Source organism: Ileibacterium valens, assembly GCF_001945525.1.
GTDB lineage: Bacteria > Bacillota_I > Bacilli_A > Erysipelotrichales > Erysipelotrichaceae > Ileibacterium > Ileibacterium valens.
Map to the genome: position 1 here is coordinate 1 of NZ_MPJW01000101.1, position 20,418 is coordinate 20,418.

The 20,418-nt window shown below is 41.7% G+C and carries 12 protein-coding genes; 4 read left to right on the forward strand and 8 right to left on the reverse strand.

The window, feature by feature from the left end:
* The 8 genes from tnpA to BO222_RS04700 form a co-directional block, all read right to left on the reverse strand.
* On the reverse strand, positions 1-288 hold a 288-nt coding region (gene tnpA / locus BO222_RS04665), incomplete at its 3' end, for an IS66 family insertion sequence element accessory protein TnpA (RefSeq protein ID WP_198931968.1).
* A gap of 83 nt (positions 289-371) precedes the next feature.
* Complete coding sequence (locus BO222_RS04670) at positions 372-1,142, reverse strand: CpXC domain-containing protein (protein ID WP_075818823.1); 771 nt, start codon at positions 1,140-1,142, stop codon at positions 372-374.
* A gap of 460 nt (positions 1,143-1,602) precedes the next feature.
* Positions 1,603-2,643 (reverse strand): ribonucleotide-diphosphate reductase subunit beta, encoded by a 1,041-nt coding sequence (locus BO222_RS04675; RefSeq protein WP_075818825.1) that lies wholly within the window; start codon positions 2,641-2,643, stop codon positions 1,603-1,605.
* Positions 2,644-2,656: 13 nt separating this feature from the next.
* Entirely contained in the window at positions 2,657-5,179 is a 2,523-nt protein-coding gene (locus BO222_RS04680; RefSeq protein ID WP_408606350.1) for a ribonucleoside-diphosphate reductase subunit alpha, read from the reverse strand.
* 550 nt (positions 5,180-5,729) lie between these two features.
* Complete coding sequence (locus BO222_RS04685) at positions 5,730-7,178, reverse strand: glutamate synthase subunit beta (protein WP_075818827.1); 1,449 nt, start codon at positions 7,176-7,178, stop codon at positions 5,730-5,732.
* Positions 7,179-7,197: 19 nt separating this feature from the next.
* The gene (gltB, locus tag BO222_RS04690; protein WP_075818829.1) at positions 7,198-11,688 is read right to left on the reverse strand and encodes a glutamate synthase large subunit; all 4,491 of its coding nucleotides are present in this window, start codon (positions 11,686-11,688) and stop codon (positions 7,198-7,200) included.
* A 189-nt stretch (positions 11,689-11,877) separates the two neighbouring features.
* The gene (gene asnB / locus BO222_RS04695; protein WP_075818831.1) at positions 11,878-13,467 is read right to left on the reverse strand and encodes an asparagine synthase B; all 1,590 of its coding nucleotides are present in this window, start codon (positions 13,465-13,467) and stop codon (positions 11,878-11,880) included.
* A gap of 139 nt (positions 13,468-13,606) precedes the next feature.
* Complete coding sequence (locus BO222_RS04700) at positions 13,607-15,703, reverse strand: glutamine synthetase III family protein (RefSeq protein WP_075818833.1); 2,097 nt, start codon at positions 15,701-15,703, stop codon at positions 13,607-13,609.
* A gap of 437 nt (positions 15,704-16,140) precedes the next feature.
* Here BO222_RS04700 and BO222_RS04705 point away from each other — a divergent pair, with 437 nt between their 5' ends.
* From BO222_RS04705 to BO222_RS04720, 4 genes are all read left to right on the forward strand, one after another.
* Positions 16,141-17,328, forward strand: a complete 1,188-nt coding sequence (locus BO222_RS04705) for a glutamine synthetase family protein (protein WP_083647674.1) — start codon at positions 16,141-16,143, stop codon at positions 17,326-17,328.
* Positions 17,329-17,334: 6 nt separating this feature from the next.
* A complete protein-coding gene (locus BO222_RS04710) occupies positions 17,335-17,904 on the forward strand; it encodes an ANTAR domain-containing protein (RefSeq protein WP_075818835.1) in 570 nt (189 codons plus the stop codon).
* A 238-nt stretch (positions 17,905-18,142) separates the two neighbouring features.
* Positions 18,143-18,634 carry a Cys-tRNA(Pro) deacylase gene (gene ybaK, locus BO222_RS04715; protein ID WP_075818837.1) on the forward strand — a complete coding sequence of 164 codons (492 nt, stop codon included), beginning with the start codon at positions 18,143-18,145 and terminating at the stop codon, positions 18,632-18,634.
* Between the two features lie 187 nt (positions 18,635-18,821).
* Complete coding sequence (locus BO222_RS04720; protein WP_075818839.1) at positions 18,822-20,132, forward strand: alpha-amylase family glycosyl hydrolase; 1,311 nt, start codon at positions 18,822-18,824, stop codon at positions 20,130-20,132.
* Positions 20,133-20,418 lie beyond the last annotated feature (286 nt).

Here is a 20,418-nt window from a genome sequence, read left to right on the forward strand (position 1 = left end):
ACGGATCGTTCGGTCGCTGTCAGTGATTTCAATCACCGGCTTTGGACTCTCGTCTGATCCTTCCAAATCCAGGAAGACCGTCCTGTCAATTTCTACGAATTCAAGAGCCGCTGAAGCAGGCGATACGGCGGCAGCTTTTCTGCGCCAGTACTGGAAGGTGGATAAAGCCAGGCCGTTTTGGACGCAGAAGCCAGCCTGAGTCAGACCTGACACCTGATATTGATCAACCAGGTTCATCCACTGTTCCTGATTCAGTTCACGGGATTTGGAAAACAGATAATTATGCATAAAATCCTCCAGTTCTAGTCGAATACAGAATATCGACTGGAACCGGAGGATCTAAGCCCATGCAAATTTCAAAAGGTTACCAATTAAGCTCCATATGGATAGCCGTCTGGTGAAATACAGAGTTCATCGAGATTATCCGTCTCGAGATCAGACGATTTCGAAGGATCCATCAACAGAAACTGTACTTTAGGAAAAGTCTCAACGGCCCATTGAGAATCGACATGTAAAAGGTGTTCCGAACAGAGTGCTGGATCCATCTGTTCTAAAGTTTTTACTGCATTTTTGAGCAGATCATAATCCTCGGTTGAAAAACCAAATATGCCTTTTGCTTCATTAATATCAAGCAAAAAAACCGGTCGATCCTTTTGAAGCTGAAAACGGATGGATGAAACGTTCTGATTGCGTTCGATCGAAAAGAACTGAACAATATAAATCTTCATCAGTTCAATCAGACGATCATCCAGGGAACAATCAAGAATTCTGGATTTTTCATAAAAATCTTCTCGGCGTTTCAGGATTCGATAAAATGTTTTTTTAAAACGAATTTTACGTTCAGATATTTTCTTTTGCAGGGTCTTGTTCAATGAAGAACGTTTCTGATCATCAGGTTCAAAGTAGAGAATCGTATGATTGAGTTTATCTTCATAGGTTAGAGATTGTGAAAGGGGAATCTGTGATCCGCAATGCGGGCAGCGCGAATGAAGAAGATGACCGCAAATGGCTTCATATTTCAGATCTGGCTGCTTATCACAATCGATATAAGTAAGAATCGGCTGATTCAGTACATTCAGGCAGAAGGGGCATTTCTCCTGATACTGATCAATGGCTTGTTTTGTATTGGATCGAATAATCATAATTGTGCCTCCTGTCCTAAGCTTTCATAATGAAAAAAATAAAATTTTGCTGGATGATCAATTGTCAATCCTATTTTAACATTCAAGAAAGCGTTAACATCAAAAACATATGAATTTAACTGATTATTTTACTCTGGTTTCTGTTTTTAAATTCATGAGTGAATATGATCCTGAATTTGCATTGGACATGTTTGAATTCATACCTTCTTTTGGAACTGATGTTTCTTAAAATAGCATTACCAAAAGAAAAAAGGATTGCATCCGCTGACAAATACCACGGTTTCCATATCATGGACTCAGGTGTCATTTACTCAGTCTGGATGCAATCCTTTTTGATCAGTATGCAGGACAGGATTGATTATTTATTTTATTTTTTTAGATGCAAATGCCGGTAGCATGAACATCAAGTTCTTAGATAACAGCAGCAGGAGCAGCACTGGTCTTGCATGCTCAGATTCATTTATAGATCATCAACAATCGCGCCAGCTTTGGAGTAAGCTGTAGACTTGGCTTCGAAGAAATCTGTTTTGATGTCATTAGCACGGCTGTAATTATCCACCCATTTCATGGATTCTGGAATTTCATCGTGGCCTTCGAAGACTGGCTCGAAATTTAATCCTTTGCATCGAAGATTCGCCAGATATTTAATGTAATCCTCAACCATTTCAGGATTCAGACCCGCAATACGGTCCCCAAGAACGTAGGCGGCCCAGTCCATCTCTTCTTCAGCACCGTGTTTGATCATTTCTCTGTATTCTCTGACATCTTCAGCAGTGAAAAGTTCAGGCTGTTCCTTCTGAAGTTCAAGGAGAATGTTTCTGAATAACCACAAATGCGTATTTTCATCGCGGTTAATATAACGAATTTCCTGAACACTTCCTGGAATCTTACCCATTCGTCCCATGTTATAGAAAAACATGAATCCGGAATAGAAGTATATTCCTTCAAGAATATAGTTGGCAATCAAAGTCTTGACCAGATGTTTTGGATCCTTATGAGCTAGAAAATCATTATAGAGATTGCCGATAAACTCGTTTCGGCGCAGCAGATGCTCGTCATTTTTCCATTGATACAGGATCTCGTTTCGTTTTTGAGGCGGACAGATCGTATCTAACATGTAGGAGTAGGACTGTGAATGAACAGCTTCCTGAAATGCCTGAATGGTCAGACAAAGATTGACTTCGTTGGCAGTGATATAAGCTCCAATATTTGGAAGGTTTGCGGTCTGAAGAGAATCGAGAAAGACAAGAAAAGACAGGATCTTGTCAAAAGCGGTTCTTTCGATATCAGAAAAATTGCGGTAATCCTTAATATCTTGAGCCAGATTAATTTCTTCAGGAATCCAGAAGTTGTTCATTGCCTGACGATACCAGCGGCTCGTCCAGTCATATTTCACATTATTGAAGTCATTCAGATTGGTGGTATTGCCGTTGATCATCGATCGTTTGGACAGATCGATATCTCCATTGGCATTAAATAAGGCTTTTTGTTTCAGTTCCATGATTAGCTTCTTTCTAGGCACTGCACGATTCGCATTCTTCTACTTCGAGAGATTGAGAACGTACGTAATAAATCGTTTTGACGCCTTTTTCCCATGCCCGGATATACAAATCCAGGATCTTTCGGAATGTAAATTCTGGGGTGATATACAGGTTAACTGATTGAGCCTGATCAATGTGCCGCTGTCTGATTCCGGCGGCATCCACAACCCAGTTCTGATTAATAAAATGAGCGTTTTTGTAATACCAGAAGGTTTCATCGGATAAGTCAGGGGCCACTCGTGTGAGCATCGAACCTTTCTTTTCCTCAAGGTAGAATTTTTTGAGGATTGGATCGACAGCTGCTGTTGTTCCAGCCAGGATGGAAGTACTCGAAGTTGGTGCGATAGCCATCAGATATCCATTTCTTAAACCATTTTCATGAATTTCACTGGCCAGCTTCTTCCATTTCTCAGAGGTATAATCTCGTTTAACAAAATACTCCCCGGTATCATAATCGCTGCCTTTAAAATGAGCATAGGAGCCTTTTTCCCTGGCAAGTTCACAGCTGGCCTGTAAGGCATGATAATTGATACGCTCATAGAGGTCATCCATATAAGTCAGGTGTCTTTCATTTTCAAAAGGAATATGCTGCTTGGCCAAAAGATGCTGATAGCCGCTGGTGCCTAATCCAACTGGACGCATGGATTGCGAAGTGAGTTTGGCTGTCGGCAGCGGATAGTAGTTCAGATCAATGACATTATCAAGAGCCCTCATGACCGTCGTAATGACTTGCTTGAGTTTGTCATCATCATTGACATCGATATGACCCAGTGAAAGGCTGGCCAAATTGCAGACCACAAAATCACCCGGATGGGTTATAGTTGAGATGATCGTTTCGCCATCACATTGAATAATTGTTGGTTCATCCTGATGCATCGCTGACATGTTCTGCGCAATCTCAGTACACAAGTTGGACGCGTAAATCATACCCTGATGAGAATTTGGATTGGCTTCATTGACGACATCCCGATTGAAGATAAATGGAGTTCCTGTTTCAACCATGGATTTAATCATCATTCGAATCATATCCTTAACCGAAAGGGTTCGCTTTTCGATTTTTGGATCACTGACACAGTCAAAATATTTTCTTTCCCATTCATCCCCATAGCTGTCTTCCAGGCACCAGCCCTTGACTCTTAGAATCTGATGCGGATCCATTAAATGCCATTCGGAATCCAAATCGGTTTTGGCCAGACGCCAGAAAAGATCAGGTACACAAAGAGCAGGGAAGATATCATGGGCTTTCATTCTTTCATCCCCGTTATTGGTTCTCAGCTGCATGAATTCAGGAATATCACGATGCCAGATATCCAGATAAACTGCAGCGGCTCCAGAACGAACTCCCAACTGGTCAACGGCAATGGCAGTATCGTTGATCAGACGGATCCAGCGGATAACCCCACCGGCAGCCCCTTCAAAGCCGCGGATATCACTGCCACTGGCTCTGACCTTGCCTAAATAAAGACCCATACCTCCACCGTGTTTGGAAACGCGGGCAAAGTTATCAAGAGATTTGTAAATTCCGCTTAATGAATCTTCTACGGTATCAATGAAACAGCTCGACATCTGATGAAACGGTTTTCTGGCATTGGCCATGGTTGGGGTGGCCATGGTTACCTGAAGGGTACTGAGCATGTCATAAAAGCGAATCGCCCATTCCACATAATTTTGCTCAGGCATGGCTAAATGCATGGCAATTCCCATAAACATTTCCTGAACACTTTCAAGTGGTTTTCCGTCATGAGAGACAATCAGGTATCGGTTTTTCAGCAAGTCTAGACCAGGATGCTTAAACAGTCTGGTTCTTTCAGGTTTCATGGCTGCATTCAGGATTTCAAGATCTTCTTTTGTATATTTTTTAAGAAGATCAGGAAGGAGCAGATTCTGGCTGGTTAAGTATTCTAATTTTTCAGGCCAGGAATGAATATTTAAATCCACCATGTTTGCTGAAATTTCTTTTTCGAGCTCGTAGTTAAGTATACGGGCAGCGATTTCTTCCCATTTCGGAGCTTTACGGCTGACCAGTTCGCTGGCTGCTCTTTCAAGCATGGAAAGACGGATTTTCTGGGACTGATCCTCCCGGATCAGTTCAGCGGCTTTAATCTGCAGTCTTTCAAGAGAGTATTCAGGTTCAGAAAAATCCTTCTGAATTTCCCGAAGAACGGGTTGTATCTGTGGATCGATGACCAGATCGACGATTTTATTGAGGGTTTCACGTAAACGATAATGCGATTGGCGATAAAGGATATAGGCTTTAGCCGTTTTAAAATATCCATTTTCCATTAACACCTGTTCTGCAACATCCTGTATCTGTTCGACATCACATTCTTCATTGAGCCGGTTAACGATATCCTGAGTGATTTCCAAAAGCTTTGGATCTGATATCAATTCATCGGTTGAAGCAAATGCCTTATAAAGCGCTGCATTGATCTTAGTGGGATCGAATGCTTCAAAAGCTCCGCTTCGTTTACGGATATTCAAAATTCTTGTATTCATAAAAGCTTCCTTTTCTATCAAAAAGTTTTCGATAAATAGTTTGAAAAACGAAGTACGTTAAATGTAGAAACCGAATTCTCAACAGCCATTTATACTTCGTGTTTATTTTAGAGTATGAAGAGATGAAAGGCAGGAATAGAGATTTGACCTGTGATCAATCCTTGCCAGTTCTGTCAGAATTCAGTATTTGTTCTCCAGAAAGAGTCTTTACCAGGAGGACAATCTGACAGCCACGATATCATATTATTTAAGATTTTCAGTACCGTGTGATCATTATGGTAAATTCGTTCTCACTGTATCTTTTCAATCTTTTTCCATCTTTTCTTGAAAGTCAGCCAAAATGAAAGAAAAGGTTCAGATAAAATGAGATTTCTCTCATCCATCTGAACCTTTTAAGTCTAATTTAATAATGCACTAATAAATGGTGAACTAATGAACCAATAATAGTCCACTCCATTATATCTGTTATTCTGCGCCTTTAATACCAGTTATGATCTGGTTTATTTTCTACAGATTTGAACCGATATATCAGTTTATCCATCAAAACTATCTATTCGATGTTCGAATATCCCATCAGATACCGATCCACTTCCTTGGCACATTGCTTTCCCTGTTCTAAGGCCCATACCACTAACGACTGGCCTCGTTTGCAGTCACCGCAGGCAAAGATTTTTGGATTCTGTGTCTGATAGCTTGCTTCTTTCGTAATGATTGTATTTCTAGGTGTCGTTTCAAGATGAAAGGACTCCTTTAAGGAATCTTCAATTCCGATAAAACCGGCTGCAATCAGCAATAAGTCACACTTCAGGATCTTTTCGGTTCCTTCGATCGGTTTAAAATCAGGACCTAAGGAAACAATTTCAATCTCATGCAGGCGGCCGTTCTTTTCGATCAGACGTTTAACCGTTGTGGAAAAAATTCTTGGATCCTTTCCAAATACAGCAGCGGCTTCCTGTTGTCCATAATCGAATTTGGCGACTTTTGGCCATTCAGGCCAAGGGTTATCCGCCGTTCTTTCAATTGGAGGCATTGGAGTCATTTCTAACTGAATGACTGACTTGCAATGCTGCCGAAGGGCTGTCCCAACGCAGTCATTTCCAGTATCTCCGCCTCCGACGATAACCACATTTTTATTCTTAGCAGATATCAGAGGCTTCTTATTGCTGACTACTGATCGGGTTGCATCCGTAAGGTAATCTACCGCAAACATGACACCCGACAGGTCCATGCCTTCAAGATTCAGAGATCTGGGTTTTCTGCTGCCTGCCGCCAATACGACCACGTCAAAATCCTGGAACAATTCTTCCTTGCTGATGTCCTTGCCAGCCTCCACATGACAGGCAAATTGAATTCCTTCATCTTTCATCAATGAAATTCGACGATCAACCACTTTTTTATCGAGTTTCATATTTGGAATTCCGTACATCAGAAGTCCTCCAGGTCGATCTGCTTTTTCAAAGACCGTAACCTGATGACCTCTTTGGTTGAGATATTGTGCGACGGATAAACCCGCCGGTCCGCTTCCAATGATCGCAGCTTTTTTACCTGAACGGATTGCAGGAGGCTGCGGTTTCATCCAGCCTCTCGCAAATCCAGTTTCGATAATATAGTTTTCATTGTCATGAATCGTGGTTGCGTTTGAATCGATGCCATTAATACAGGCCTTTTCACAAAGAGCAGGGCAAACTCTGCTTGTAAATTCAGGGAAAGGATTGGTCTTAAGCAGACGTTTTAAAGCATATTCATCGTTACCGGCAACCAGTTCTTCATTCCATTCTGGAATCAGATTATGAAGCGGACAGCCGGTGACCATTCCTTTGAGCTCTAAAGCCGACTGGCAGAATGGAACGCCGCAGTGCATACAGCGGGCAGCCTGTTCCATTCGTTTTTCGTAAGGCAGGGGGACATGAAACTCGTCAAAACTTTCAAGTCTTTTTTCAGGAGAAACGCATGGATTCTCCTGGCGTTCATAAATCAGGAATCCGTTATTTTTAGCCATTTTCCATTTCTCCTTTTCTCTATTCCGGATGGGCCATTCTGAAAGCTTTCAGACTGGCTTCAGCAGGGGTAAATCCTTTGTCTTCAAGATCCTTCATATCCTGACGTATTTTCTTGAAGTCATTTGGAATAATCTTTTTGAAATGGATCAGGTAATCATCAAAATGATCGAGAATTTCTCTGGCAAGTTCAGAATGAGTTTCCCTGTAATGTTCTTCGAGAATTTCATGGAGTTTTTCAATATCCTGTTTGGCTTCTAAAGCTTCCATGGATACAAGTTCCTGGTTGATCGAACGATAAAGAGAATGCTCTACATCTAAAACATAGGCAATTCCACCGCTCATACCAGCCGCGAAGTTTTTCCCGGTTTTACCCAGTATAACGGCATACCCGCCAGTCATATATTCAAGACCATGATCGCCGCAGCCTTCAACCACTGCAGTCGCTCCGGAATTGCGGACACAGAAACGTTCTCCGGCTTTTCCATTGATAAAGGCTTTTCCATCGGTAGCACCATATAAAGCTACGTTTCCAATCACGACGTTATCAGCAGCTTTAAATGGAGACCGTGGATCTGGAGCAATTACCAGTTTTCCTCCCGAAAGTCCTTTTCCAAAGTAATCATTGGCATCACCGGTGCATTTGAGCGTCAATCCTTTTGGCAAAAAGGCCCCAAAAGACTGACCAGCCCCACCAATACAGTTCACGACATATGTATCTTCTTTAAGGCTGTTCTTAAAGCGACGAGTAATTTCACTGCCCAGAATGGTTCCTAAAGTACGATCAGTTGAAGAGATCTTAATGGTTGTTTCATATGGTTTTTTACTGTTGAGATAAGGCATGAATTCGGGCAGCAGCTTAGCCACATCCTGGGTTTCTTCAAGTTTGAAATCGTAAGATTCGGCATCATCATGGCAGATGGGCTGGATGTTCTTTAGCAGTTCTTCAAGATGCAAAGAGCCTGCTCTGGAATTTACTTCAACGTTTTCACGAATTTTTAACCGATCGGCGTGTCCAATCATTTCATCGAGCGTTCTATACCCTAAACGAGCCATGATTTCACGCAGTTCTTCAGCGATAAAGAGCATGAAGTTCATTACATTTTCTGCTTTACCCTTAAAGCGCCCGCGAAGTTCTTCGTTTTGAGTAGCAACACCGAATGGGCAGGTATCCAGGTTGCAGACTCTCATCATCCGGCAGCCCATTGTTACTAATGGAGCGGTCGCAAATCCAAATTCTTCAGCTCCTAACAAGGCAGCAATCGCTACATCTCGCCCGCTCATCAACTTACCGTCCGTTTCGACAATGACACGTTTTCGAAGTCCATTCTCGCTTAGTGCCTTGTGAGTCTGAATCAGACCAAGTTCCCATGGAAGACCGGCATTATGAATGGAAGACTGACCGGCAGCTCCGGTTCCTCCATCGTATCCTGAAATCAGAATGACCTTGGCTCCTGCCTTGGCTACGCCGCAGGCAACAGTTCCAACACCGTTTTCTGAGCAGAGTTTTACTGAAATTCTGGCATCACGGTTTGCGTTCTTGCAATCGTAAATCAGCTGGGCTAAATCTTCAATCGAATAGATATCGTGATGAGGAGGTGGAGAAATCAGAGTCACTCCTGGAGTTGAACATCTGGTTTTGGCAATCCAGGGATAAACCTTGTTGCCCGGAAGATGTCCGCCTTCACCCGGCTTGGCTCCCTGAGCCATTTTGATCTGAATCTCATCGGCGCTCACCAGATATTCGCTGGTTACACCAAAACGGCCGGATGCTACCTGTTTGATTGCTGAATTCCTGATGGTTCCAAAACGTTCAGGTCTTTCTCCGCCTTCACCGGAATTGGATTTACCGCCCAGACGGTTCATCGCTTCTGCCATGGTTTCATGCGCTTCCTGAGAGATGGAACCATAGGACATGGCGCCCGTTTTAAAGCGTTTGACAATTTCGGAAGCTGGTTCCACTTCTTCTAATGGAATCGAATTCTGACTTTCATCAAAATCAAACAATGCTCTTAAGGTATGAGGTCTGTTTTCATCATTGACTCTTTGGGTATATTCCTTAAAGAGTTCATAGTTTCCTTCGGCAGTCGCTTTTTGCAGAAGAACAATTGTTTTTGGATCATACAGATGGTCTTCCTTGCCTGCGCCGCTTCTGAGTTTGTGATAACCAATCGAATCAAGGGTTGTATTGACTGGAAGTCCAAGTGGATCAAAAGCCCGGTCATGATGGTAAATCAAATCTTCTTCAATGTCTTTTAAACCAATGCCTCCGATCTGAGACTGAGTATTGGTGAAGTAAGCATCAATGACATCGCGGTCGATTCCAATGGCTTCAAAGATCTGAGCTCCCTGATAGGACTGTAATGTAGAGATCCCCATCTTGGCAGCAATCTTTACGATTCCAGAAAGAATGGCTTCATTATAATCACGGATGGCAATGGATGGTTCCTTATCAAGCATGTCCTTGTCAATCAGTTCTTCAATACATTCATGAGCCAGGTAAGGATAAATGGCAGTGGCTCCAAATCCTAACAGGGCTGCAAATTCATGAACGGTTTTAGGTTCACCACTTTCAAGGATGATTGACATGGAAGTCTTTTTCTTGGTCTTTACCAGATGCTGTTCTAATGCCGAAACCGCAAGCAGGCTTGGAATAGCCATGTGCGATTCATCGACACCTACATCGGAGAGGATCAGGATGTTCTTTCCATTGCGGTAAGCTCTGTCCGCTTCTAAAAAGAGCTGATCCAGAGCATCTTTTAATGGCATACCCCGGTAGAACAGCAGAGAAATAACCTGAGAATGGAATCCATCGCGGTCCAGGTTCTTGATCTTATCGAGATCTCTGGCTTCAAGAATCGGATTATTGACTTCTAAAACGGTGCAGTTTCCAGCCTTTTCTTCCAGCAGATTTCCAGAACTTCCAATATAAACCGTCGTATCAGTGACAACCTTTTCACGTAAGGAGTCGATTGGAGGGTTCGTTACCTGAGCAAACAGCTGCTTAAAGTAATGAAACAGGGAAGGGTGAAGTTTCGACAAAGCGGCTAATGGAATATCCGTGCCCATCGAAGCGGTTGGTTCCTTACCAGTTTTTGCCATAGCCAGCAACTGGTCATTAACGTCTTCAAAGGTATATCCAAATACGCGATAAAGGCGGTCCCGATCTTCCTGAGAATGCATTCTGACTTTTTTATCCGGTGCGGGAAGGTTCTTTAAGTCGAGAAGCTTTAAAGACAGCCATTCTCCATATGGTTTAGATTTTGCAAAGTTTTCCTTTAATTCTTCATCAGGAATCAGTCTTCCTTCAATCGTATCAATCAAAAGCATTTTTCCTGGTTCAAGTCTGGATTTTATGACGATATCGGATGGATCAAGATCCAGAACTCCAACTTCAGAGGACAGAATGAATTGTCCGTCTTTTGTAATGTAATAACGGCTTGGACGCAAACCATTTCGGTCTAATACCGCTCCGCATTTTTCACCATCGGAAAAAAGAATGGCTGCCGGACCATCCCAGGGTTCCATCATCGTTGCATAGTAATGATAGAAGTCCTGACGGGATTGATCCATTGGAACATGTTTCCATGGTTCAGGAATGGTGATCATCACCGCTTTGGCTAGGTCCATTCCATTCATCATCAAAAATTCCAGAGAGTTATCGAGCATGGCTGAATCAGAACCAGCGTTATTAATTACAGGAAGAATTTTCTGATATTCATCTTCGATGAAATCTGAAGTCATGCTTTCTTCACGGGCCAGCATTCGGTTGGCATTTCCGCGGATTGTATTGATTTCTCCATTATGAGCAATCAGGCGGTTTGGATGAGCCCGCTGCCAGCTAGGAGTTGTATTGGTTGAAAAACGGGAATGGACAATCGCAATCGCAGATTTATAATCCGTATCCTGAAGATCTGCATAGAATTTACGCAGCTGATCTACCAGGAACATTCCCTTATAGACAATCGTTCGGCTTGAAAGAGAAGCCACATAGGTATCCGGACAGCTTTTTTCAAATTCCCGGCGGATCACATAGAGAATTCGATCAAAATCAATTCCGTTTTTTACTCCCTTAGGTTTCTGAACAAAGCCCTGCCAAATGGAAGGCATACAGTCCTGAGCCACTTTTCCCAGAATGGATGGGGAAGTTGGAACTTTTCTCCAGCCTAAAAAGGAGCATCCTTCTTTTTCAGTTATCGTTTCAAACAATTTCTTTGCCTGATTTCTTTCAAGCTCATTTTCAGGAAAAAAGAACATACCCACACCGTAGGTTCCTTTTTCCTGAATGGATATGCCGGCTTCTTTTGCCGCTTTCTGGAAGAAATCATCAGAAACGGCTAAAAGAATTCCAACGCCATCACCGACCTGGCCAGTCGCGTCTTTTCCGGCACGGTGTTCGAGTTTTTCCACAATATGCAAAGCTTTGTCTACCACGTCAAAGCTGGGGGTTCCATCGATTTGTACAACCGCTCCGATCCCGCAGGCATCGTGTTCATTCATGTAATCAAACATTTCAGAAAAACTCCTTTCAAATCGTATCCAAAGAGATCCGCAAGAGATCCTGGATTGTCTTTATCAGTACACTGAATAATGAATAGAAAAATTACTTAAGAAAAAACATTCATATATAAGATTCGTTATGACCAGAAAATTCTGATCATAACGAAGTTTTTTAATTTTTATCGGTTCTACCGGATTCGATCAGATTCCGCTTTCTCCATAGTTGGAGAGATAACGAGCAGATGGATCATTGACATCACAGCCCTGCCACTCCTTGTTTGGCATCCAGAAATCGACAACCATTCTGGACTGTCCAGGATAATACTTTTCAAAGAGATCACGATAGAGCAAGCTTTCCTTAGTAAAAGGAGCGGCATGATCATATAAGGCTTTTCTGGCTTCGAATTCTTCATCCGAATATGTCCGCTCAGCCAGAGCTTTTAAATCATCAGCCATCGAATGCCCGACGGCATCTGAGAACGCTGCTTTTTCGCGCATCAGAATTTCATAAGGCAGAATCTGATCTTTTTCAAAAGCATGACGCAGCAGATATTTGCCTTTGTTATAGGTGTTGAGCTTAAGTTCTGGATCGATGCTCATGACATATTTCACAAAAGCGATATCACCAAAGGGAACTCTTGCTTCCATTGAATGAGTCGAAATGCAGCGGTCGGCTCTCAGTACGTCATACATATAAAGCTCTTTAATTCGCTTGGCACTTTCCCTTTGGAATTCCTGTGCACTTGGCGCATAATCCGTATATTTATAACCAAAGAGCTCATCTGAAATTTCACCAGTCAGTAGAACTCGGACATCTGAGATTTCACGGATTTTTTTGCAGATTAGATACATACCCATGCTTGCCCGAATTGTGGTGATGTCATAGGTAGCCAGTTCAGCAATCACTTCTTCAAGGGTGTCAAGAACTTCCTTTTCAGTCATGATCAATTCATGATGATTGCTGCCAATAAAATTGGCCACCTGTTTTGCGTACTTCAGATCGATGGCATCTTCTTCCATACCGATGGCAAAAGTTTCAATCGGCTGATCGGATCGACTGGCGGCAATTGCACAGACCAGAGAACTGTCCAGGCCGCCAGAAAGCAGAAAGCCGACTGGAGCATCCGAATCAAGCCGCTTATCAATCGCATCGATCAGCAGATCATGAATTTTACTGCAGACTCCTTCTACATCCTTCTGCGCAGCCGGTTCATCTACAACGGAAAGGTCAAGATAGCAGATAAACTGTCCATCCTGGTAATAATGACCAGGTGGGAAAGGCATGATTGAATCACAGAGTTTCACCAGGTTCTTAGCTTCTGAAGCAAAGCAGATACTTCCATCTTCTTTCAAATAACCATAAAACAAAGGTCGAATTCCCATTGGGTCTCTGGCTGCGACAAATGATTTCTTGGAATCGTCATACAGGATCAGGGCATATTCAGCATCAAGTTTTTCAAACATGTCTGTTCCATATTCTTCATACATTGGAAGAAGAATTTCACAGTCACTGTCTGACATGAAAACATAGCCTTTTTCTTCAAGATCTGCTTTCAGCTTTCGAAATCCATAGATCTCGCCATTACAGACCAGAGCATTCTCATTTAAGGTAAATGGCTGCATTCCAGCTTCATTAAGACCCATGATCGCCAGACGCTGAAATCCTAAGACTCCAGCCTGAGTCTCAAGAAATCTTTCCTGGTCTGGTCCACGGCTTTTTGTACAGGACATGGCTTCCTTGGCCATATCCAATGTTGCTGATCGACTCTGAATTCCTAATACTGTACACATAAAGATTCCTCCGGTTTGTAGTTAAATTAACATCCATTTTGTCAATTTGGGGAATAAAAATGGAATGTTACCGTAAAATTGGGTATAAGAAAGCGGCAGCGTACACTGCCGCAGATCTTTCAACTACAGTGCTGATGAATTACTGAATACCAAAGAGCAGTTTCCCGTAAGTTGGGAATGGCCATTCTTTTGCATCGGTAATGTCTTCTAAGAAGTCACATGGTTCTCTTAAGGCTTCCATATCAGCCAGAATGTGGTCACGAACGAAGAAGGCTTTTTCTTCAAAATCACTCATGGAGTTCAGTACAGCCACATCGGTTTCGAGCTTTTCAAGAGTATAGTAAGCTTTTTTCGTCAGCTCGCTGGCATCTTCCAAAGTTCTGGTTTCATAAACGGCTGGCAGGTCTGGCATCGCTTCTTTTTTCGAAAGGATGATGTCGGCCAGTTTGCCTTCAAAACCGGCAACTGCAGGCAGAATTTCCTTTTTAGCCATATTGACCATAGTTTTTGCTTCAATATTGATCAGGTTGACGTATTCTTCCATCAGAATTTCGTAACGGGAGAGAACTTCTTCACGGCTGAATACTCCTAGACGTTCAAACAAGGCAATATTTTCTTCATTCTTAAAATATGGCAATGCATCTGGAGTGGTTTTCAGATTGAGCAGGCCTCTATTCTGAGCTTCTTTTACCCATTCATCGGAATATCCGTTTCCGTTGAAGATGATTCTGGAATGATCCTGGAAGATGCTCTGAATCAATACGTGTAAGGCAGAATCAAAATCAGGAGCGGCTTCAAGGGCATCTGCAATCTCTCTTAAGGAATCCGCAATAACTGAGTTCAGGATCACGTTGATTCCAGCAATAGACTGCGCTGAGCCTGGCATACGGAATTCAAATTTGTTTCCAGTAAAGGCAAATGGGGAAGTCCGGTTGCGGTCTGTCGTATCGATTGGAAGATTTGGCAGTACATCGGTTCCGATGTTCATGAAGATTTTTTCATGGTTGCCGTAATCTTTATCATCACGAATCGCTTCGATGACTTCTTCAAGCTCATCACCCATGAAGATGGAAATGATTGCAGGAGGTGCTTCGTTAGCGCCTAAACGATGATCGTTTCCAGCAGTTGCCACAGATAGTCTTAACAGATCCTGATGTTCATCAACTGCCTTAACAATTGCAGCCAGGAACAAAAGGAACTGAATATTTTCATAAGGAGTATCTCCTGGTTCAAGCAGGTTATCGCCGCTATCCGTAGAAATGGACCAGTTGTTATGTTTTCCGCTTCCATTGATTCCATCAAAAGGCTTTTCATGAAGCAAAGCCACCATGCCATGCTTTTTGGCGATTCTCTGAATGAGTTCCATAGCCAGCTGGTTCTGATCAGTGGCGAGGTTTGTTGTTGTAAAGATTGGAGCCATTTCATGCTGAGCTGGCGCTACTTCGTTATGTTCTGTTTTGGAAGTAACTCCGAGTTTCCATAGTTCTTCATCGAGTTCGGTCATGAACTTCTGAACTCGGCTCTTAATGGTTCCAAAATAATGGTCTTCCATTTCCTGACCTTTTGGAGCCATGCTGCCAAATAAAGTCCGTCCGGTATAAACCAGATCTTTGCGGTCCCAGAAGTATTTTTCATCAACGAGGAAGTATTCCTGTTCTGGTCCGACTGTTGTTTTAACGGAACGAGTCTGGTTGTCTCCAAACAGCCGCAGGATTCTTAAAGCCTGAGTATTGATTGCGTCCATGGAGCGAAGCAATGGAGTTTTTTTATCCAGAGCATGTCCTGTATAGGAAGCAAATGCTGTCGGAATGCAAAGAACACCTTCCTTAATAAACGCATTGCTGGTAGGATCCCATGCTGTATACCCTCTGGCTTCAAAGGTTGCCCGCAGTCCGCCGCTTGGGAAGGAAGAAGCGTCAGGTTCTCCTTTGATCAATTCCTTTCCGGAAAATTCCATCAGGACTTTTCCATTGCCGGCTGGTGTGATAAATGAATCATGCTTTTCAGCGGTAACGCCGGTCATTGGCTGAAACCAGTGAGTAAAGTGAGTAACACCTTTTTCAAGAGCCCATACTTTCATAGCGTGAGCTACAGCATCAGCGATCTTTCGGTTTAAGGGGAGACCGTCATCGATCGTTTTTCGAAGTTCTTTATAGACATCTTTTGGTAGAGTCTGCCGCATGGTGGAGTCATCGAAGACGTTTTCACCGAAGATTTCCGTAACCTGTTTTTCCATATCGTTCTCCTGTGTATTCAATAAAAAAGGCAAAGACACTGAAATCAAAGCATTTCAGTCATCTCGTTTATTCGAGATGCTGTATGCCTGTTTTCTGGCGTCCTTGCCATTTCATGGTTGTAGATTACTCGATTGATTTTGCTCTGTCAACAGGAACGAAACAATTTTTCGAAAATTTTCAGAAAAATAGACTTTTTCAGTTTCATACCATATTTTAGAAATGTTATAACATCTAACCTGTTAATTGTTGAAAAAGCATGTTAATTGAGTGAAGCAATATCGATCATTAATGGGATATGCATATAAATTGTACTGACATTTCAAAAAAAGCAGCAAAACATATCACTTTTGAAAAGTCTTTTACAGCGATTTCCATTTTATGAATAGCTGACCTTAATTTTCATTTATACTGAGCCATAAGAAAGTTGAGGACGATTATGTATTTTAAAGATGAGGTTCTCACGTTTATTGAAGAAGAAAACGTTCAATTCATCAAACTGCTTTTTTTTGACGTGTTTGGCCGGCAGAAAAATGTATCCATTCTTCCAAGCAGAATGTCTCGCACTTTCGAAAAGGGAGTAACGATCGATGCGACTGCAGTTACAGGTTTTAATAACCCGGATCATTCTGATCTTGTATTAAAGCCTGACCCATCCACGATGACCGTTCTGCCATGGCGATCGATTGATGGCTGCGTCATCTATATGATCTGTGATCTTTATTATCCAGATGGAAGAAGATTTGATTACGATATTCGCTATATCCTGCAAAAGGCAGTAAAAAAGGCGCAGAAGGTCGGGCTGACCATTGAAATGGCCGCAAAGTTTGAATTCTACCTGTTAAAGCTGGATGAACTGGGAGAAAAGACGAATATTCCAATGGATCAGGCAGGATATATGGATGCCGCTCCACTTGATCGGGCTGAAAATATCCGCAGAGACATCTGTCTGACTTTAAATGAGATGGGAATTGAACCCCATAAATCCTACCATCAGTACGGAAAAGGCCAGAATGAAGTGGATTTTCATTTCAATACGGCCCTCAATGCGGCTGATGAAGCAGCGATCTTTAAATGGGTTGTTCGTTCTACCGCTCACTTAAATGGCTTATGGGCTGATTTTTCCCCGCGCCCTTTCAAAAATCAGCCTGGCAGCGGACTGCATATTCAAATGCGCTTCTTTGATACTGAAGATGAACGGATCAAAGAGCAGTTCATGGCTGGAATTCTGAAGTATATCCGACAGATGACTCTGTTTCTGAATCCAAATAAGCAATCCTATGACCGTTTTGGCAAGGATCAGGCTCCTTTATTTATCGACTGGTCCGATCAGACAAGATTTACCTTGCTGAGAATCCCAGCATTATCTCCGGATATTATGGAAGTCCGCTCACCGGATTGCACCTGCAGTGTGTATCTGGCTTTTGCATTACTGATTGAAGCGGGTCTGAAGGGAATTGAAGATCAGCTGGAACTGATTGAACCAGGTGCCTGCAAAAGACAGGATTCAATGGATATTCTTCCAACGAGTCTTGAAGAAGCAAAAGCATTAGCCATTGAATCAGATTTCATTGCAAATGTATTACCAGACCATATTATCAATACATATATAAAGAAAGATCAGTGATTTTTCATGAGAAAAAAGAAAGTGATTTGGCTCTCTTCAAATTCTGAGACGAAAGGTCAGTATTTCCCATCATCAAAATATGATTTGAGCCTTGAAAAATCTTCTTCAAAACTGAAGCAAAAATTAAATGATGAAAAATTTGATCTGATTATGATTTCAGGTCCATTAAGTGGAGAAAGCTGTATCCAGATTGCCAACGAAGTTGCTGCAGTTTTCCAGATTCCAGTTTTATTAGCTGTTCCAGGTGAGCTGTATGATCAGGCTTCCTATCAATGTCAGGAACATCGAGTCTTTGTGATCCTCTCTCCGCTTCAGAAGCTCATGACTATGCAGGCCATAGCTCTGATTGAAAAATTCTCGGATCAGATTCGCCTTCTTGAAAAACAGATTCAAAAGGAGCAGCAGAAATTCAAGGATGAAAAAATGATCAATCTGTGCAAGCTCAAATTGATCGAAACATATCATTGGAGTGAAGAAAAAGCCCATTCCTTTATCGGTAAAAAGGCGATGGATCATTCCTGCACCAAAGTTTACGTAGCAAAAGTTCTGCTTAACCGGCTTCAGGCGAATACCTGAAGCTTTTTTACTTTAAAACGATCCCTTACGCTTTCGATTGATTCTTATGGCCTTACCAGATTGAAACTCAAATAACTGGATCGGTTATTTTTTTTAGATCATCGAAAGCCCCATCTTATGAATTATGTCCTTAAAGAAATCAGGTCGAAATAGAGAGCCTGACAGGACGAAAAGAGGACATTCGATTAAGATGTAGTAGATATAAAATACACAGGATACAGGAAGAAGGTTTTATTGAATGTCGAAGAAATCGAAACATGATAAAGGAAGTACAAAAACCAATGCGATGCGTATTCTTGAAGATCTGAATATTGAATATATCCCTCATGAACTCAATACAAAGATCACTAATGGAAGTGAGCTGGCCAGAACTTTTGGTATAGACCCGGCAAAAACATTTAAGACTCTGGTAACCATTGCCAATACTAAAGAATATCTGGTCTTTTTGGTGCCTGTCGATGAAAAACTGTCATTGAAAAAAGCGGCCAGTGCCGCTGGCGTCAAAAATGTCGAGATGATTTTACAGAAGGATCTGTTTAACAGGACTGGTTATGTACATGGCGGATGTTCTCCAATTGGAATGAAAAAAAGTTTTCGAACTTTTATTGATCAATCCGCTGAAAACTTCGATACGATTCTTTTTTCAGCTGGCAAAATTGGGGAACAGATCGAAACAGACCCAAAAAATCTTGAAAAGCTGTCCATTACTTTCTCTGATCTGACAGCTTAAACTGCCAAAACTGGAATTCTGAATTGAGTCAGTCTTTCAATCATGTCTGATGAATCTTTACTGAAAATTCGTGGATAAAAATTGACTGAAATCATTATCGATAATTAGAAACGATAAATAGAAATAAGAGAAAACAGGAACAAGAGAGTGAAAGTCACAAGAGTAGAAAAATAGAAAGCAGGACAATATGAACTGGTTTGATGAAAAAGTGTTTTATCAGATTTATCCATTAGGAGCTGCAGGAGCTCCCTTTGAAAATGATCATCAGCTGACTCACCGGTTGAATCAATTTGAAGCATGGATTAAACCGCTAAAGGAAAGAGGAATTGGAGCCATCTTATTCAACCCTCTATTTGAATCCATTACGCATGGCTATGATACAACGGATTACAGAAAAGTCGACAGCCGTTTAGGAGATAACGAAGACCTAAAAAAGCTGGTTGAAAAGATACATGATAATGATATGAAAGTGGTTTATGATGCTGTTTTCAATCATGTCGGCAGAGAATTTCCTCCTTTTCAGGACGTTTTAAAAAACAGAGAGAATTCAAAATACAAAGACTGGTTCTTCATTGATTTTAATGGAAACAATGGATTTGATGATCATCTGTATTATGAAAACTGGGAAGGCAATGAACCGCTCGTCAGACTCAATCTGAAAAATCCGGAAGTCATTCAGTACCATCTTGACAGCGTTGATTTCTGGATGGATGAACTGGGTGCAGATGGATTACGCTTAGATGTGGCTTATTGCCTCGATCATGATTTTATGAAAGCTCTGCATCAGCATGTCAAAGCAAAAAACCCTGAATTCTTTCTTCTTGGCGAAATGGTCCATGGAGATTACAACACCATTGCAAATCCAGAAATGCTTGATTCAGCAACGAACTACGAATGTCAGAAGGGAATTTATTCAAGTCTGAACTCCAAAAACTTCTATGAGATTTTATATTCCTTCAATCGTCAGTTTGGCAAGGAAAACTGGTGTTTATACACAGGTAAAAATCTGTTGTCCTTTCTGGATAACCATGATGTCAATCGGATTGCAAGCGTGCTGGAAAACAAGGACCTGCTGCCTGCTGCGTATACTATTTTAATGACGATGCCAGGTATTCCCTGTATTTATTATGGAAGTGAATGGGGAATTGAAGGGATGAAAAATCAGAACGATACAGAAATACGTCCTGAAGTCGAAATTCCAGTGACCAACGAACTCTCGGAAATTGTGGCAAAACTGGCCAAAATTCATACCGGGAATTCTGCTTTGCGAAATGGGGATTATACTCAGATTGCCATTAATAATCCATGGTGCATTTATCAAAGAAGCAACGATGAACAGACGATCTGGACCTGCATCAATATCGATAAAAATCCAGTGGATATTCCTGTGAACTATCAGGGTCAGACAAAAAATTTATTCGATGATCAGATTGAAGAAGTCAATGGACAGATTCACCTTGAACCAGGTGATTTTAAAATTCTTGAGCTGAGCGCCTGATTGATGGCTTATTGTAAAAATGAATCTTCCCTCAAAGATAGAACCTTTGGCAATCGAAAAGAGTAGATCTATGAAACTGTGGTTTGAAGCAGTGGTTTATTGAATCAAATTCAAATTATGAAATACAGCTCTAAAATGAAGTTTTAAATAGAGCTCCGGCCGGATCGATTGATAAAGATCCGGTATTTTTTTGTATCTTTATTCTTCATTGAATTCAAAAACAGTTTATTGCAAACAGCTGATTTCGGTTCAATGAGGATACAGTAAGTTTTCAGCATCGGTAGAA